The 15,703-nt window shown below is 51.1% G+C and carries 14 protein-coding genes and 1 tRNA gene; all 15 read right to left on the bottom strand.

Going from position 1 to position 15,703, the window contains the following annotated elements; all coding sequences use genetic code 11:
* Positions 1 to 136: GTP-binding protein (locus LLG96_18130; GenBank protein MCE5252123.1), on the bottom strand; the 136-nt coding region annotated here is incomplete at its 3' end.
* A gap of 42 nt (positions 137 to 178) precedes the next feature.
* Complete coding sequence (gene fusA / locus LLG96_18125) at positions 179 to 2,275, bottom strand: elongation factor G (protein ID MCE5252122.1); 2,097 nt, start codon at positions 2,273 to 2,275, stop codon at positions 179 to 181.
* A gap of 184 nt (positions 2,276 to 2,459) precedes the next feature.
* Entirely contained in the window at positions 2,460 to 2,930 is a 471-nt protein-coding gene (rpsG, locus tag LLG96_18120) for a 30S ribosomal protein S7 (protein ID MCE5252121.1), read from the bottom strand.
* A 90-nt stretch (positions 2,931 to 3,020) separates the two neighbouring features.
* Complete coding sequence (gene rpsL / locus LLG96_18115) at positions 3,021 to 3,395, bottom strand: 30S ribosomal protein S12 (protein MCE5252120.1); 375 nt, start codon at positions 3,393 to 3,395, stop codon at positions 3,021 to 3,023.
* A gap of 298 nt (positions 3,396 to 3,693) precedes the next feature.
* The gene (gene rpoC, locus LLG96_18110) at positions 3,694 to 7,788 is read right to left on the bottom strand and encodes a DNA-directed RNA polymerase subunit beta' (GenBank protein ID MCE5252119.1); all 4,095 of its coding nucleotides are present in this window, start codon (positions 7,786 to 7,788) and stop codon (positions 3,694 to 3,696) included.
* A gap of 221 nt (positions 7,789 to 8,009) precedes the next feature.
* Positions 8,010 to 11,807 carry a DNA-directed RNA polymerase subunit beta gene (gene rpoB, locus LLG96_18105; GenBank protein ID MCE5252118.1) on the bottom strand — a complete coding sequence of 1,266 codons (3,798 nt, stop codon included), beginning with the start codon at positions 11,805 to 11,807 and terminating at the stop codon, positions 8,010 to 8,012.
* Between the two features lie 156 nt (positions 11,808 to 11,963).
* Positions 11,964 to 12,356, bottom strand: coding sequence for a 50S ribosomal protein L7/L12 (gene rplL / locus LLG96_18100; GenBank protein ID MCE5252117.1), 393 nt, complete (start codon positions 12,354 to 12,356; stop codon positions 11,964 to 11,966).
* Between the two features lie 90 nt (positions 12,357 to 12,446).
* Complete coding sequence (gene rplJ / locus LLG96_18095; GenBank protein ID MCE5252116.1) at positions 12,447 to 12,968, bottom strand: 50S ribosomal protein L10; 522 nt, start codon at positions 12,966 to 12,968, stop codon at positions 12,447 to 12,449.
* Positions 12,969 to 13,048: 80 nt separating this feature from the next.
* Positions 13,049 to 13,753 (bottom strand): 50S ribosomal protein L1, encoded by a 705-nt coding sequence (gene rplA / locus LLG96_18090; GenBank protein MCE5252115.1) that lies wholly within the window; start codon positions 13,751 to 13,753, stop codon positions 13,049 to 13,051.
* A 99-nt stretch (positions 13,754 to 13,852) separates the two neighbouring features.
* A complete protein-coding gene (gene rplK / locus LLG96_18085; GenBank protein ID MCE5252114.1) occupies positions 13,853 to 14,275 on the bottom strand; it encodes a 50S ribosomal protein L11 in 423 nt (140 codons plus the stop codon).
* A gap of 83 nt (positions 14,276 to 14,358) precedes the next feature.
* On the bottom strand, positions 14,359 to 14,895 hold the full coding sequence (gene nusG / locus LLG96_18080; protein ID MCE5252113.1) for a transcription termination/antitermination protein NusG: 537 nt from the start codon (positions 14,893 to 14,895) through the stop codon (positions 14,359 to 14,361).
* A gap of 37 nt (positions 14,896 to 14,932) precedes the next feature.
* A complete protein-coding gene (gene secE, locus LLG96_18075; GenBank protein ID MCE5252112.1) occupies positions 14,933 to 15,124 on the bottom strand; it encodes a preprotein translocase subunit SecE in 192 nt (63 codons plus the stop codon).
* 99 nt (positions 15,125 to 15,223) lie between these two features.
* Positions 15,224 to 15,298 (bottom strand) — tRNA-Trp (locus LLG96_18070).
* A 54-nt stretch (positions 15,299 to 15,352) separates the two neighbouring features.
* Positions 15,353 to 15,505 carry a 50S ribosomal protein L33 gene (gene rpmG / locus LLG96_18065; GenBank protein MCE5252111.1) on the bottom strand — a complete coding sequence of 51 codons (153 nt, stop codon included), beginning with the start codon at positions 15,503 to 15,505 and terminating at the stop codon, positions 15,353 to 15,355.
* Between the two features lie 8 nt (positions 15,506 to 15,513).
* The coding region (tuf, locus tag LLG96_18060) for an elongation factor Tu (protein MCE5252110.1) at positions 15,514 to 15,703 on the bottom strand (190 nt) is incomplete at its 5' end.

Below are 15,703 nucleotides of genomic sequence, written 5' to 3'. Positions count from 1 at the left end.
ACATGTGATTCGCCAGACCCTTCTTCGACAGCACATTCGTTATCCCGCTCGTCAGCGTCGTCTTCCCGTGATCCACATGCCCGATCGTTCCTACGTTCACATGCGGCTTCGTCCTCTTAAATACCTCTTTCGCCATGTGGCAATCCTCCTTTACCTATCACAATATCTTATGATACTATTAATGTGCAAACTGATACGTCGAGCCTAATTTTACCATAAGTTCCCTGGCGATATGCTCGGGCACCGGGGAATATGAATCGAATTCCATGGTATAAATAGCACGGCCCTGGCTGTTGGATCGAAGCCGGGTAGTATACCCGAACATTTCCGCAAGCGGAACATGCCCTCTGATAACCTGTGCGTCTGTGCGGTTTTCGATTTTATCTATCCTGCCGCGACGCATGTTGAAATCACCCATGATATCACCGGAATACTGCTGCGGCGTTACAACCTCCACAAGCATTATCGGTTCGAGCAGGATCGGTCCGGATTTTTTGACGCCATCTTTTACCGCCATCGATGTCGCTATGCGGAACGCCATATCGGACGAGTCAACCTCATGATACGAGCCGTCAATGAGCTCGATATGAATATCAACGAGAGGAAAGCCCGCGATAACTCCCGCATTCATGGCATCTTCCGCGCCTTTTCTGCAGGAGCTGATATATTCCCTCGGAATAGCACCGCCGATAATCTTGTCCTCAAACACAAAACCCGTACCTTTTTCCGCAGGCTTGATCGTGATCACAACATGACCGTACTGACCGCGTCCGCCGGACTGCCTGATAAACTTGCCTTCCACTTCCGCCTCACCGGTAATCGTCTCGCGATAAACCACCTGCGGCATGCCGACATTGGCATCGACTTTGAATTCACGGCGAAGCCGGTCTATAAGAATCTCCAGATGAAGCTCGCCCATACCAGAAATAACGGTCTGCCCGGTTTCCTTGTCCACTCTGACCTGGAATGTCGGGTCTTCCTCGGCCAGCTTGGCAAGAGAAAGATCGAGCTGCTCCTGGTCACCCTTCGTCTTCGGCTCAATGGCTATATGGACGACAGGCTCAGGGAACAGCATGCGTTCGAGTATGATCGGATGCTTTATATCACAGATCGTATCACCGGTTTTTGTATCTTTCAGTCCGACAGCGGCAAGAATGTTACCGGTCGTGGCAAAATTCATTTCCTCACGTTTATTGGCATGCATCCGTAAAATCCGTGCAATACGCTCTTTTTTACCGGTGGTGGTATTGAGAACAGCACTGCCCTTCTCCAACACACCGGAATAAACCCTGAAAAACACCAGTTTCCCTACATGGGGATCGGAAGCGATTTTAAATGCAAGGGCGCTGAACGGCTCATCATCCGATGGATTCCGCATGAGTTCCTTGTCTGTTTTCGGATCATGCCCCTTAACCGCCGACACATCGTTCGGAGAGGGGAGAAAATCCACGACAGCATCGAGGAGACGGCGGATACCCTTGTTCTTAAAGGCGCTGCCGAGAAGAACCGGCGTTATCTGATTGGCAATCGTTGCCTTACGGAGAGCGGCATGTATCTGCATTTCATCGATAGGTTTTTCATCGAGGAACAACTCCATGAGGTGATCGTCATAATCGGACACGGCCTCGAGCATCTTCTCACGGTATTCGTGCGTGATATCCTTGAGATCATCGGGAACGGGGATTTCGGTAAAGGTCAGCGTCGGCCCCTCGCCCTCGAACATGACTGCAATATTTTTGATAAGATCGATAAGACCCGTGAAAAGTTCGCCTGAACCAATGGGGAGTTGAATGGGGATAAATTTCGAGAGGAGACGGTCGTGCATCATGTTAAGAACACGGTAAAAATCGGCGCCGGTACGGTCCATCTTGTTGACGAATGCAAGCCTCGGTACTTTATAACCGTCCGCCTGGCGCCAGACTGTTTCACTCTGCGGCTCCACTCCGCCAACAGCGCAGAATAATCCAACCGCGCCATCGAGCACGCGGAGCGAACGCTGCACCTCAACGGTGAAATCCACATGCCCGGGCGTATCGATGATATTAATCATGGTTTCACGCCAGAAACAGGTGGTCGCAGCGGAAGTAATGGTGATCCCGCGCTCTTTCTCCTGCTCCATCCAGTCCATGGTCGCCGCGCCGTCGTGTACCTCTCCCATACGGTGAACTTTCCCGGTATAAAAGAGGATACGCTCGGTCGTCGTTGTTTTCCCGGCATCGATGTGCGCCATGATGCCTATATTTCTCATTTGTTCAAGAGGATATTTTCTTATCATATTTTCACTTTGTCAATTCTGGTTATAACAATACGAAAAATTACAAAAGAAAAATGACTCAGGGTATCTCATAGCCAACCTGAGCCATTTTCCCCTTCGCTTATAACCATATCAACGGTTACAGTTCGAAATCAATCTATATAAATGTACGTTTATTCCTCAACTATCGTATAACTTTATGCCATTACCAGCGGTAGTGCGCAAAAGCCCTGTTCGCATCGGCCATTTTATGGGTGTCATCACGTTTCTTGATAGAGGCACCCTGGTTTTTGGAAGCCTGGTCAAATTCCATCGCAAGCCGTTCCGCCATCGTTTTTTCTGTCCGGGCGTTGGCAAACGAGATAACCCAGCGCATCGACAGGGCAAGACGCCGATCCGACCTGATCTCTACAGGCACCTGATACGTCGCGCCGCCGACTCTCCGGCTTTTTACCTCGATAATCGGCTTGACATTCTCGATTGCTTTCTCAAAAACCTCAAGGCCGTTCTGATCCGTCCGCTCCTCGATAATATCCATGGCACGGTAAAAAATCGATTCCGCTACCGACTTCTTGCCGTTGCCCATGAGGTTGTTTATGAACTTGGCGACAAGAGCGCTTTTATATTTCGGATCCGGAACCAACTCCCTTTTCTGTACTCTTTTTCTACGCGGCATTGATTTTGAACCTTTCACATATTCATGCGGTGCACTGGCTCTGTTCCCCGCTTTTCAACAGGTAACAGATACTGCCATGACGAACATATATCAGGATTTGGGACGTTTCGTCCCGTATTTTGAGCGTGACTTATGTCTGCCGTCAACGCCGACCGTATCAAGCGTTCCGCGAACGATGTGATACCGGACAGCAGGCAGGTCCTTGACCCTGCCGCCGCGTACCAGAACCATCGAATGCTCCTGTAGATTGTGTCCCTCGCCCGGTATATACGCAGTTACCTCAACGCCGTTGGATAACCTGACGCGGGCAATTTTACGGAGCGCAGAATTGGGCTTTTTCGGCGTGGCAGTGTACACGCGGGTACAGACACCACGTTTCTGGGGACAACCTCTGAGCGCAGGCGCGGAGCTTCTCGTCTTTACTTCCTTCCGGCCTTTGCGTATCAACTGGTTAATAGTCGGCAATTTCTCCTCCTCAAGTTTCTCATACCGAGACTTATAATATATGAATTTCAAAAATAAATGTCAATTAATATTTTTAAATTTCAGTTCCTGCTATCGCTTCTTTTTTCTTCGCCCCGGGCTATCAGTCTGTCAACCTGATTCTCCCGGCAGAACATCCGTCCACGGAACAACCACTCCCTGTTCCGCAAATCCCGTCGAAGGTGATTCATAAAAACCGGAAAGTCACAGACCGGGGATGGTAAAAAACCATCCCCGGCACCTTTATCATTACCGGCCCGAAACATTCATACCGAATCTGTCAATCGTCTTCCGTCGATACGATATCGTCCTCGGTTACTGCCTCGGAAATATCCTCGGCCGGCTGTTCGGTCTGGACAAACCGGTCGAATTCATCCTCGGGCGCCACCATGCGGATGTTACGGTACCGCCGGATACCGGTGCCCGCGGGAATAAGATGCCCTATGATGACATTCTCCTTGAGCCCCTTCAATTCGTCGATCTTCCCCTGAATCGCCGCTTCGGTCAGCACCCGTGTCGTTTCCTGGAACGATGCGGCAGAGAAGAACGATTCGGTGAACAGGGATGCCTTGGTTATGCCAAGAAGGAGCGGTTCGAATGTTGCCGGTTCTCCGCCCTCATCGATAACTTTTTTGTTGACGATGGCGAAAGTGAACTTGTCGACCTGGGCTCCCTGCAGGAAAGGTGTATCGCCGGGATCAACGATCTGCACTTTCTGCAGCATCTGCCGAACGATAATTTCGATATGTTTATCGTTGATCTTCACACCCTGGAGACGATATACCTCCTGAATTTCATTGAGGAGATATTCCTGGACACGGTGAATACCGTTGATTCTCAGGATGTCGTGGGGATTCACCGAACCTTCGGTCAACCGCTCGCCCGCGACTACACGGTCGCCATCGAACACGAGAAGGTGCTTGCCGTAAGGGATGAGATATTCGGTAATAAAATCGTTTTCGCCCTTGACGAGAACCTTGCGCGAACCTCTGATCAGACCGCCTATTTCCACGATACCGTCGATCTCCGAAATAATCGCGGGATCTTTTGGCTTTCTGGCCTCAAAAAGCTCCGCAACACGGGGCAGACCGCTTGTGATGTCACGGGTCTTGAACCGTTCGGTCTGGATCATCGCCAGTGTCTCGCCAGCCCTGATTTTTTCACCATCTTCGATCATGATTCGCGAGCCGACGGACAGGTAGTAAGTACGGAGTCTGGTGTCGTCCTTGCCGATAATATCGATATGAGGAGTCAGCGTCCTGTTGCGCTGGTCGATAACAAAGCGCTGTTGATGCCCCGTTTCGGAATCGACCTCATAACGGAATGTCGAACCTTCGATAATATTTTCGAAACGGGTTGTTCCGGCCACATCGGTCACAATGAGCGTATGGTTCGGTTCCCACACATATATCGTGGCACCGTTTTCGATTATATCGCCATCCTTGACCAGAAGCCGTGAACCGTATGGCACCTGGTAGGTGCTGATAATTCGTCCCGTGCTGTCATCGATATTGATTTCACCGTTACGGCTCGTCACTACCCTGGTGTTATCATCGTAGTCAACGGCAGTGAGGTTTTGCGTAAATAGAACCTTTCCGCCTTTCTTGACCGTGATTTCCGACTGTTCGGTGAGACGGGTACCCGCGCCGCCGATATGGAACGTCCGGAGTGTGAGCTGTGTACCGGGCTCGCCGATCGACTGGGCGGCAACGACACCGACAGCCTCTCCGATATATACGAGCGTTCCTTTGGCAAGATTGAGCCCGTAACACAGGGCGCATATGCCGCGGCTCGATTCGCATGTAAGCACCGACCTGATAAGGATCGTATCGAGCGTCGATTCATTGATGAGATGCACCATTTCCTCGTTGATAAGCTCCCCGGCAGGGCAGATGACCGACCCCGTTTCGGGATCTATGATATCCTCGATAGGAATACGTCCGAAAACACGGTCGCCGAGGTGCTCGACGATCTGTTCGCCTTCCTTCAAAGCGGTCATTTCAATTCCGTTCAACGTTCCGCAGTCATGCTCGATAACGATGCAGTCCTGCGCCACATCAACGAGTCTTCGGGTGAGGTAGCCTGCTTCCGCGGTCTTGAGCGCCGTATCTGCAAGACCTTTCCGTGAACCGTGCGTCGAAATAAAGTACTCGAGCACGCTGAGACCCTCGCGGAAATTCGCGGTAATCGGTGTCTCGATAAAGTCCCCGTATCCTCCGGTGATCTTCTTCTGGGGTTTCTGCATCAGGCCGCGCATACCGGCGAGCTGCTTGATCTGATCCTGCGAACCACGGGCGCCGGAATCGGCCATCACATAGAGCGGATTGAAACCGTCCTCCGCTATACGAAGGGCATCGAAAACTGTCTGCGCCACACGGGCAGTGGTATGGCTCCATTCGTCGATTGTCTGGTTGGCGCGTTCGCCGTCGCTGATGACACCGGAATTATACTTTTCGCGGATTTCATCAACGCGGGAATTCGCCTCATCGACGAGCCTGTGCTTTTCATCGGGTATAATCACGTCCTCCATACCGATGGAAATGCCAGAGTAGGTGGCATATCTGAAACCGAGCGCTTTCAGTTTATCGAGGAACTCAACTGTAATCCGCCGGCCGTTCTTCCTGAATGAATCTCCCACAATCGATTTCATGACCTTTGCATCGATGGTTTTATTGACGAACGGCAATCCCTGGGGCAGATTATCATTGAAAATGATCCTGCCGACAGTTGTTTCGAAAATACTTCCTTCTATACGAACACTTACCTTCGAATTGAGCTTTATCTGGCCGTTCTCGTAGGCGAGCTTAGCTTCTTCCCTGTTGGAGAACAGCCGTCCTTCGCCGCGGGTGTCGCTCGACACTTTGGTGAGATAATAGCAGCCGAGAGCTATACACTGGGGTTTGTCAACCACAATCGGCTTTCCGGATGCCGGCGACAGGATATTATGGCTCGCGAGCATCAGAACACCCGCTTCGATCTGAGCCTCGAACGAGAGGGGCAGATGAACCGCTATCTGGTCACCGTCGAAATCGGCGTTGAAGGCCGCGCATACAAGCGGGTGAAGCTGGAGCGCTTTACCCTCGATGAGCACCGGCAGAAACGCCTGAATACCCAGACGGTGAAGAGTTGGGGCGCGATTGAGAAGAACGAAATGATCCTTCGTAAGCTCCTCGAGAATATCCCATACTTCGGGTGACTGGCGCTCGACCATTTTTTTCGCATGCTTTATTGTGGTCTTGTCATCGCGCTGATTGAGTTTCCTGATGATAAAGGGTTTGAAAAGCTCGAGGGCCATGGATTTCGGCAGGCCGCACTGGTGAATCTTGAGTTCCGGGCCGACAACGATTACCGATCGTCCCGAATAATCGACGCGCTTGCCGAGAAGATTCTGGCGGAAACGACCCTGCTTGCCCTTGAGGAGGTCCGAAAGTGACTTGAGCGCACGGTTGCCGTCGCCGCGGACTGCGCGTGTCCGTCTGCCGTTATCGAAGAGAGCGTCCACAGCTTCCTGGAGCATGCGTTTCTCATTTCTGAGAATTACATCGGGCGCCTTGATCTCGATGAGCTTTTTAAGACGGTTGTTCCGGTTGATAACCCTCCGGTACAGGTCGTTAAGGTCCGAAGTGGCGAATCTGCCCCCCTCGAGGGGAACAAGCGGTCTGAGGTCAGGCGGGATGACAGGAATGACATCGAGGATCATCCACTGGGGCCTGTTATTCGACTGACGGAATGCCTCGACAACCTTGAGCCGTTTGAGGGCTTCCTGTTTGAGCTGCGCGGATGTTTCGATTTTGACCTGGGCGCGCAGGTTGGCCGAAAGTTCGCCGATTTCGAGCGCGGCGAGGAGTTTCTTGATAGCTCCCGCACCCATTTCGGCTGTGAATTCGAAGCCCTGATCCTCGAGTTCCAGGTACTCTTCCTCGGTGAGGATATCACAGATATTTTTACCGCTGTTGCCGGGATCGAGAATGACATATGCTTCGTAATAGACAACACGCTCGATATTACGGACACTGACATCGAGGAGGTAAGAAATACGCGAAGGAAGGCTTTTCAGGAACCAGATATGGACAACGGGAACAGCGAGTTCGATGTGGCCCATCCGCTCACGTCTGACTTTTGCCTGAGTAACTTCGACACCGCATCTGTCGCAGACCACACCGCGGTACCGTATGCGTTTGTATTTGCCGCACTGGCATTCCCAGTCTTTGACCGGGCCAAAAATGCGTTCGCAGAAAAGGCCGTCGCGCTCGGGCTTGAACGAGCGGTAATTTATGGTTTCGGGTTTGGTAACCTCGCCGAAGGACCATTCGCGAATACGTTCAGGGGAAGCGAGCTGGATACGGATCGCATCGAAGTCGGTATTTTTCCCCATGTTGGTAGTTTTCGGGCTGTTCACGAAGATCACTCCTTTTTGTGGGCAGCAAGCCTGAAATGTATGTATCGGCGGGGCCATGATCGTCACATGGCCCTCAACCGTTTTGTTCTTGCTGAAAACTGCTCTTAATCTATATGGAATTTCATTTTACTTATCATCTTCCGTTTCATGGTTCGACAGGTGTTTTCTTCCGTCAAGGTCTCATGAAACGTGTGGGTTCACATGACAACTTCGCCATCCTTGAGGAGCTGGACATCGAGTCCGAGGCTCTGAAGTTCTTTTACAAGGACGTTGAAGGATTCGGGCACGCCTGGTTCCGGGGGATTTTCGCCCTTGACGACGGCTTCATAGATGCGGGACCTTCCGACAACATCGTCCGATTTAACGGTTATCATCTCCTGAAGGATATGGGCTGCCCCGTATGCTTCGAGAGCCCAGACCTCCATTTCACCAAAACGCTGCCCGCCGAACTGAGCCTTGCCGCCGAGAGGCTGCTGGGTGACAAGGGAGTACGGCCCGATACTCCGGGCGTGGATTTTATCGGCAACGAGATGGAGAAGTTTGAGAATATAGATGACTCCGACTGTGACATCGTGGTCAAAAGCCTCGCCGGTGCGGCCGTCATAGACGGGGGTTTTCCCGGTAAGGGGAAGTCCCGCCTTTTTGAGTTCCTCTTTAATCTCATCCCATGTAGCGCCGTCAAAAACGGGCGACTGGAAATATTTACCCAGTTTGCTTCCAGCCCAGCCGAGATGAGTTTCGAGAATCTGCCCGAGATTCATACGCGAGGGGACACCGAGCGGATTGAGCACGATGTCGACCGGTGTGCCATCCTCGAGGTACGGCATATCCTCGTCGGGTACGATTTTGGCAACGACGCCTTTGTTTCCATGGCGGCCGGCCATCTTATCGCCCACCTGGACTTTGCGTTTACGGGCTATGCGTACCTTGACAAGCTGAGCGATTCCCGGAGAAAGCTCATCGCCGCGCTGGATTTTCTCGATTTCGCGGTCCATTTTCTCTTCGAGAATACGGAGTTCGTTGGCAGCGGCGCTCAGTGTTTTTTCAACCCGTTCGTTCACATCGTCGTCGGTTGACCATGCCCCTTCGGGAATGATTTTATCGAAATCCAGCACCGAGAGGGTTTTTTTGGTGAAGGTTTTCCCTCCTTCGAGGAAAATCTCGCCTGTGTCGGTATTGACAAAATTGGAACCCGACTTGCTCGAATAGAGAATCTTGGTCATCTCCTGGGTTCTCAACTCATGGATATGAGCGATTTTCGACTGGAAATCCTTTTTGATTCTCTCGATCATTTCCTTGTCACGGCGGCGTGTTTTTTCATCACGTTCTTTCCGCGAGAAAACACGGGTGTCGATAACAACACCCTCGATTCCGGGTGGAACCTTGAGAGAAGCATCACGGACATCGCCGGCTTTTTCACCGAAAATTGCCTTGAGAAGACGTTCTTCCGGCGAAAGCTCGGTCTCACCCTTGGGAGTGACCTTGCCGACAAGAATATCGCCGGCCTTGACCTCGGCGCCAACACGGATAACACCGTTTTCGTCGAGGTCCTTGACAGCGTCCTCGGACACATTCGGAAGCTCCTTAGTGAGCTCTTCGGTCCCGCGCTTGGTATCGCGAACCTGGAGTTCGAACTCCTCGATATGAATCGAGGTGAAAACATCCCGCTTGGCAAGCCCTTCACTGATGACAATCGCATCCTCGAAGTTGTACCCATACCAGGGGAGAAACGCCACAAGCACGTTCGCTCCAAGGGCCAGGTCTCCGTTGTCGGTCGCATGACCGTCGGCAAGGATAGTTCCCGGCTCCACGCGGTCACCCGGTCTCACAAGGGCTCGCTGATTGATGCAGGTGTCCTGGTTTGAACGCTTGAATTTGGTCAGATTAAATACTTTATCTATATCACGTGTGTCAAAGACTGTTTCGGGAGTCACCTCTTCTTCATCACGTTTAACAATGATACGGTCTCCGGAAACTGCGGTTACCATACCATAATCCTCACTGATGATCATGGCGCCCGAATCGACCGCCACCTTACGCTCCATACCGGTGCCGACAAGGGGCGCCTGCGGCCTCAGGAGAGGCACGGCCTGACGCTGCATGTTCGAACCCATGAGCGCCCTGTTTGCATCGTCGTGCTCGAGGAACGGAATAAGCGAGGCGGCGACACCGACAAGCTGCTTCGGAGACACATCGATAAAATCAACCTCTTCAGGTGTCACAAGAGGGTAATCATCACGTTTGCGCGCCTTAATGATATTCCTGACAAACGAGCCGTCCTTGTTGAGCGGCGCATTCGCCTGAGCGATGGTAAACTTGTCCTCGACATCGGCGCTCAGATATTCGATCAGATTCGCTACTTTACCATTTCTGACCTTGCGGTATGGCGTCTCGAGAAATCCGAATTCATTGACGCGGGCATGGGTTGCAAGGTACGATATCAGACCGATATTCGGGCCTTCAGGCGTCTCGATGGGACATACGCGTCCGTAATGGGTATGATGAACGTCGCGAACCTCGAAACCAGCCCGTTCGCGGGTCAGACCCCCGGGACCGAGCGCCGAAAGACGGCGTTTGTGGGTAAGCTCGGCAAGCGGATTGATCTGGTCCATGAACTGACTGAGCTGGCTCGACCCAAAGAATGAAGCGATCACTGTCGAGACTGTCCGTGCATTGACAAGGTCGTGCGGGGTCAGCTTCTTTTCATCGTTCTGGAGACTCATCCGCTCCTTGATGGTTCGGGCAAGACGGGACAATCCTACATTGAACTGGTTGCCGAGAAGCTCGCCGACCGAGCGCACACGCCTGTTTCCGAGATGATCGATATCATCGGTATAGTGACCCTCTTTTTCGATGCACAAACCGAGCATATATTTGATGATGGCAATGAAGTCATCACGGGTCAGAACCGTGGGCTCCTCTTTCATACCCCAGGTTCCGAGCCGGTGTGCCATGCGGTAACGGCCGACATCGCCGAGATTATAGCGTTTCGGGTTGAAAAACATGCGCTCTATAAGATTACGGGCGGTATCGATATTCGGGGGGTCCCCCGGCCGTAAGAGAGTGTAAATGCGATGAAGCGCTTCCTCTTCGTTCTTCGATGGGTCACGGCTGAGCGTGTTTTCCAGCACTGTCGCATCTTTAATACGGTCATATTCAAGCACATCGAGCTGCATGACTTTCATGTTTTTGAGCGTTTCGATATGACCGCTGGTAATGAGCTCTCCTTCATCGACAATAACCTCGCCGGTCCCGGTATCGATGATCTTTTCCATGCAGATCATGCTCTCTTCGACTTTGCCGATGGGAACCTTGATGGTATTGAAGAAGAGGCGGTAGATACTCGCATCGGTCGAGTAACCGAATGCTCTCAGAAGCATGGTCGCGGGGAATTTACGCTTACGGTCGATATGGGCATACATCACATCGTTGATGTCCATCGAAAACTCGACCCAGCTCCCGCGGTAGGGAATGATCCGGGCGCTGAACAAGAGCTTGCCGTTCGGATGGGTTTCCTCGCCAAAGAATACACCGGGCGACCGGTGAAGCTGGCTGACGATAACCCGTTCAGCACCGTTTATAATAAACGTTCCCGATCTGGTCATGAGGGGCAGCTCGCCCAGAAAGACCTGCTGCGAGATGATATCCTTGACGACCTGTTCCCCGCCCTGCTTCTCGTTGGTTATAAGCCTGAGAGTCGCTTTGAGCGGAGCGGCAAAGGTCATGTCGCGCTCAACGCACTCTTCTATCGAATATTTCGGTACACCAATCGAGTAATCAACATACTCGAGTATCATCGTATTGTGGACATCGCTGATTGGGAATATTGATTTGAAAACTCCCTGAAGACCCTGATCGCGGCGTTTCGATGGTGCTATGTCGGGCTGCAGAAAGTTATTAAACGATGAAATCTGAAGATCGAGAAGGTACGGCATATCAACGACAGTTTGAATCTTCTCAAATGACAGCCTCTCGATTCTATTTTTGTCTTGCACGTTTATCACGCTCCCGCTCATGCAAAAGGTTAATACCGGTCAAGAAGGGCAATCCGGTAAAAAGCGGAAATCCGGGCATGGTTTTTATCGCTATAAACTCATTCCGGATTCCGTATTAAGAACAAACGTATTGAAATGTAAGCTCTGTAAAATCAATTATTTGACTTCCACAGTAGCGCCCTGCTCCTCGAGTTTGGTCTTCGCTGTCTCCGCAGCGGCTTTATCCACGCCTTCGAGTACTTTGCCCGGTGTGGCTTCAACAAGGTCCTTGGCTTCCTTGAGGCCGAGACCGGTCAGCTCGCGGACAACCTTGATAACCTGGATTTTCTTCTCGCCTATTACCGTGAGCATGACATCGAACTCTGTCTTCTCTTCAGCGGCAGGAGCTGCTTCGGCGCCTGCACCGGCTGCGGGAGCGCCAGCCATCATAACAGGAGCAGCAGCTTCGACGCCGAATTTATCTTCGATAGCCTTGACGAGTTCTGAAAGCTCGATAACGGTCAATTCGCCGATCTGATCGACGAGTTTTTTGATTTTGTCTTCTGCCATAATAATCCTCCGCTTATTGTACGTTCATCGCAACGGCACAGCCGCCGCGAAATATGAATTTAATTGTGATTATTCTCGTATATGCTGTTATTAAACCTCGTTCGCCCTTTTCTCACGGAGGGCGTCAACAGTACGAACGAATTTTACAGGTATTCCGTTTAAAACCATCGCAAGCTTGACAATAGGAGCATTCAGCACCGAAGCGACTTTTGCATACAGTTCATGCTTCGAGGGCAGGTTCGACAGGATTACGATTTCGTTATCCTTTACAACAGTACCATCGACAAGACCCGCCTTTATCGTGCCCTTATCATGTTTCTTCAAAAAGTCAAGGAGGACTTTCGCAGGTACTACCGAATCTTCCTTTGACCACACTACGCCGGTCGGCCCGACCAGATAACTGTCGAGACCTGCAACGCCCACACTCTTCAGGGCTCGTTTGGCAAGCGTATTTTTAACCACTTTCATGGATACGTTTGCATCGCGGAGCCGGCTCCTGAGCTCCGTGATCTCGGCAACGTTCAATCCCTTGAAATCCATCAGGTAAACGCCGGGTTTATCGAATATGCCGATAAACTCCTCGACAACCTGCTGTTTTTCCTCTTTTTTCATGCACTTCCTCCCTGATACTGCATAATCGCAAATCCGCAGGAGAATCAGGACCTACGAGCGAAAAAAATATTCTTACCTTATCAACTGCCCAGCGACTGCAAAAGAGCAGTCTTATCTATTCTGATTCCCGGGCTCATCGTTGAAGAAATTGTAACGCTCTTGACATACGTGCCTTTTGCCGATGCGGGTTTTACCCTCACTATCGCATCCATCAAGGCAACAATGTTATCCTTGAGCCGGTTGTTTTCAAACGATTTTTTCCCGACAGGAACCTGCACATTGCCCGCCTTGTCAACCCTGAACTCGATCTTTCCGGCCTTGGCGTCATGGACTGCCTGGGCAACATCGCTTGTGACGGTTCCGGATTTGGGGCTTGGCATGATTCCTCTCGGTCCGAGCACCTTTCCGAGACGGCCGACTATTTTCATCATATCGGGCGTGGCAATGGCAACATCAAAATCAACCCAGCCCGCCTGAATCTTTTCGGCAAGGTCTTCCGCACCCACATAATCGGCTCCTGCATCTTTTGCCTCTTTTTCGCTCTCGCCTTTGGTAAAAACAAGCACACGTACTGTCCGGCCGGTTCCATGCGGCAGAACCACGGTGCTCCGTACCATCTGGTCCGCATGCCGCGGGTCAACTCCCAGCCGGATAGCACATTCAACTGTTTCATCGAATTTTGCAGACGGGAGTTTGTGCAGAAGCTCGATACCATCATCTAGGAGATAAAAGACAGCGCGGTCAACGAGCACCGCAGCTTCCTTGTACGTTTTCCCCCGTTTCATATAATACTCCCTTTACTGTTAAGCTCTCGCTCGGTATCCGACGGCGTTCAATCACGTTTACGCTGATTCCCCGGCCGGTAACCATCGATAGCAGATAAACTACTCAACAAGAATACCCATACTCCGAGCAGTGCCCTTGACCATTTCCATGGCGCTTTCCACACTGCTTGCATTCAAATCCTTCATCTTCAGCTCAGCGATCTCGCGTACCTGTTGCAGCGTGACCTTTCCGACCTTGTCACGGTTCGGCATACTCGATCCCTTCGGAACCTTCGCCGCTTTTACAAGCAGCGTCGAGGCAGGAGGCGTTTTAGTTACAAACGTAAACGAGCGGTCGCTGTAGACGGTGATTACCACCGGAATGATTGTCCCTGTCTGCTGCTGGGTTTTGGCGTTATATGCCTTGCAGAACTCCATGATATTGACACCATGGGCTCCAAGCGCCGGGCCGACAGGGGGAGACGGATTCGCCTGTCCGGCCGGTAGCTGAAGTTTTATCGTTGCTATCTCTTTTTTTGCCACGTACGCAACTCCTTTATTCGATCGACATATAAAATTTATATATAGTATCAGTCAGAAGCATCCCGTTACAGTTCGTACACCGGCTATTTCGCTGATTTCAACAGCTCTATCTGAAGCACATCGAGCTCAACAGGGGTTGGCCGTCCGAAAATCGAAACGGTAACCTTCACCTTGCTTTTCAATGGGTTTGTTTCTTCAATAGTTCCCGCAAAATCACTGAAAGGACCATCTATCACCTTTACCTTATCACCCGTATTGAACTTCATGGCAGGCACCTCGCGTGACTTTCCGGAGTCGATCTGGCCGAGAATCCGGTCTACTTCGGATTTTTTCAGCCGCTCCGGCCTGCGGCCCGGTCCCACAAAACTCGTCACACCCGGAACATTATTGACGAAATACTGTGTATCGCTGTTCATTTCCATTTCGATAAGGACATATGAAGGCAGGAACTTACGTTTTGAAGTCCGTTTTTTTCCATCTTTCATTTCGACGGTATCTTCGGTGGGAACAACAACCCTCCCGATATGATCATGCAACTCGGAAAGCGGAACCTGCGATTCAATGTAAGTCTTGACTTTATTTTCGTGGCCTGACAACGTATGTACCACATACCAATCCATGGTTATTACCCCATATATCCTTCGTTGTATATCGTCTCTACATCCATACCTTACGAATCAGCGAAAGCACAAGATCGAGAGCACCAATGTAGATAGCGAAAAAAATCGATACTATGATGACAAGAATAGTCGATCCCTTGAGCTCGGCCCAGCTTGGCCAGGTGACCTTGGACATTTCGCTCCGTACTTCTTTCAAAAATCTTTTCGTATCCTCAACGTATTGCGCCATAACAACCGTCCGTTTTCTTGATACAGTTCAATCCCGGAACAACAGTAGTTTATGATTACATATTTGCCAGGGAAAACAGGTCTTTCGACAGAACATCCATGGCAGGCCAGGAGGGACTCGAACCCCCAACGCCCGGTTTTGGAGACCGGTGCTCTACCATTGAACTACTGGCCTGCACATTCCCGTCTGATATGGAATCTTTCTTACCGGTCAGTCCATATACAGTGATTAACGGCTTTCCTTGTGCAGGGTATGTTTACGGTCGAATTTGCAATATTTCTTGTACTCAACCCTGTTAGGGTGTTTGCGTTTATTCTTGTCGGCCGTATAGTTACGTCGTTTACACTCCTGACAGACCAGATATATCAATTCTCTCGGCATTTAATCACCTATTCAATAATTTGTGTGACCACACCGGCGCCGATCGTCCGTCCGCCCTCGCGGATAGCGAATCGAAGCCCTTCGTTCATAGCAATCGGGGTAATCAGCTCACCATAGATTTCGATACTGTCTCCCGGAATCACCATCTCGACTCCCTCGGGCAGATTCAGTATCCCCGTCACATCTGTCGTGCGGAAA

It is taken from the genome of bacterium, from assembly GCA_021372535.1.
Lineage (GTDB): Bacteria > Latescibacterota > Latescibacteria > Latescibacterales > Latescibacteraceae > JAFGMP01.
Note: the sequence above shows the minus strand (reverse complement) of the source record. Positions and strands in the feature narration are given on the sequence as shown.

Excerpts from the sequence above, each read along its gene's own strand:
- rpsG (MCE5252121.1), bottom strand. The coding sequence starts at position 2,930 with ATGCCGCGTAGAAAAAGAGTACAGAAAAGGGAGTTGGTTCCGGATCCG.
- rpoC (MCE5252119.1), bottom strand. The coding sequence starts at position 7,788 with ATGGGGAAAAATACCGACTTCGATGCGATCCGTATCCAGCTCGCTTCC.
- secE (MCE5252112.1), bottom strand. The coding sequence starts at position 15,124 with ATGGCGCAATACGTTGAGGATACGAAAAGATTTTTGAAAGAAGTACGG.
- rplJ (MCE5252116.1), bottom strand. The coding sequence starts at position 12,968 with ATGAAAAAAGAGGAAAAACAGCAGGTTGTCGAGGAGTTTATCGGCATA.
- rplL (MCE5252117.1), bottom strand. The coding sequence starts at position 12,356 with ATGGCAGAAGACAAAATCAAAAAACTCGTCGATCAGATCGGCGAATTG.
- rplA (MCE5252115.1), bottom strand. The coding sequence starts at position 13,753 with ATGAAACGGGGGAAAACGTACAAGGAAGCTGCGGTGCTCGTTGACCGC.
- rpmG (MCE5252111.1), bottom strand. The coding sequence starts at position 15,505 with ATGCCGAGAGAATTGATATATCTGGTCTGTCAGGAGTGTAAACGACGT.
- nusG (MCE5252113.1), bottom strand. The coding sequence starts at position 14,895 with ATGGATTGGTATGTGGTACATACGTTGTCAGGCCACGAAAATAAAGTC.
- fusA (MCE5252122.1), bottom strand. The coding sequence starts at position 2,275 with ATGATAAGAAAATATCCTCTTGAACAAATGAGAAATATAGGCATCATG.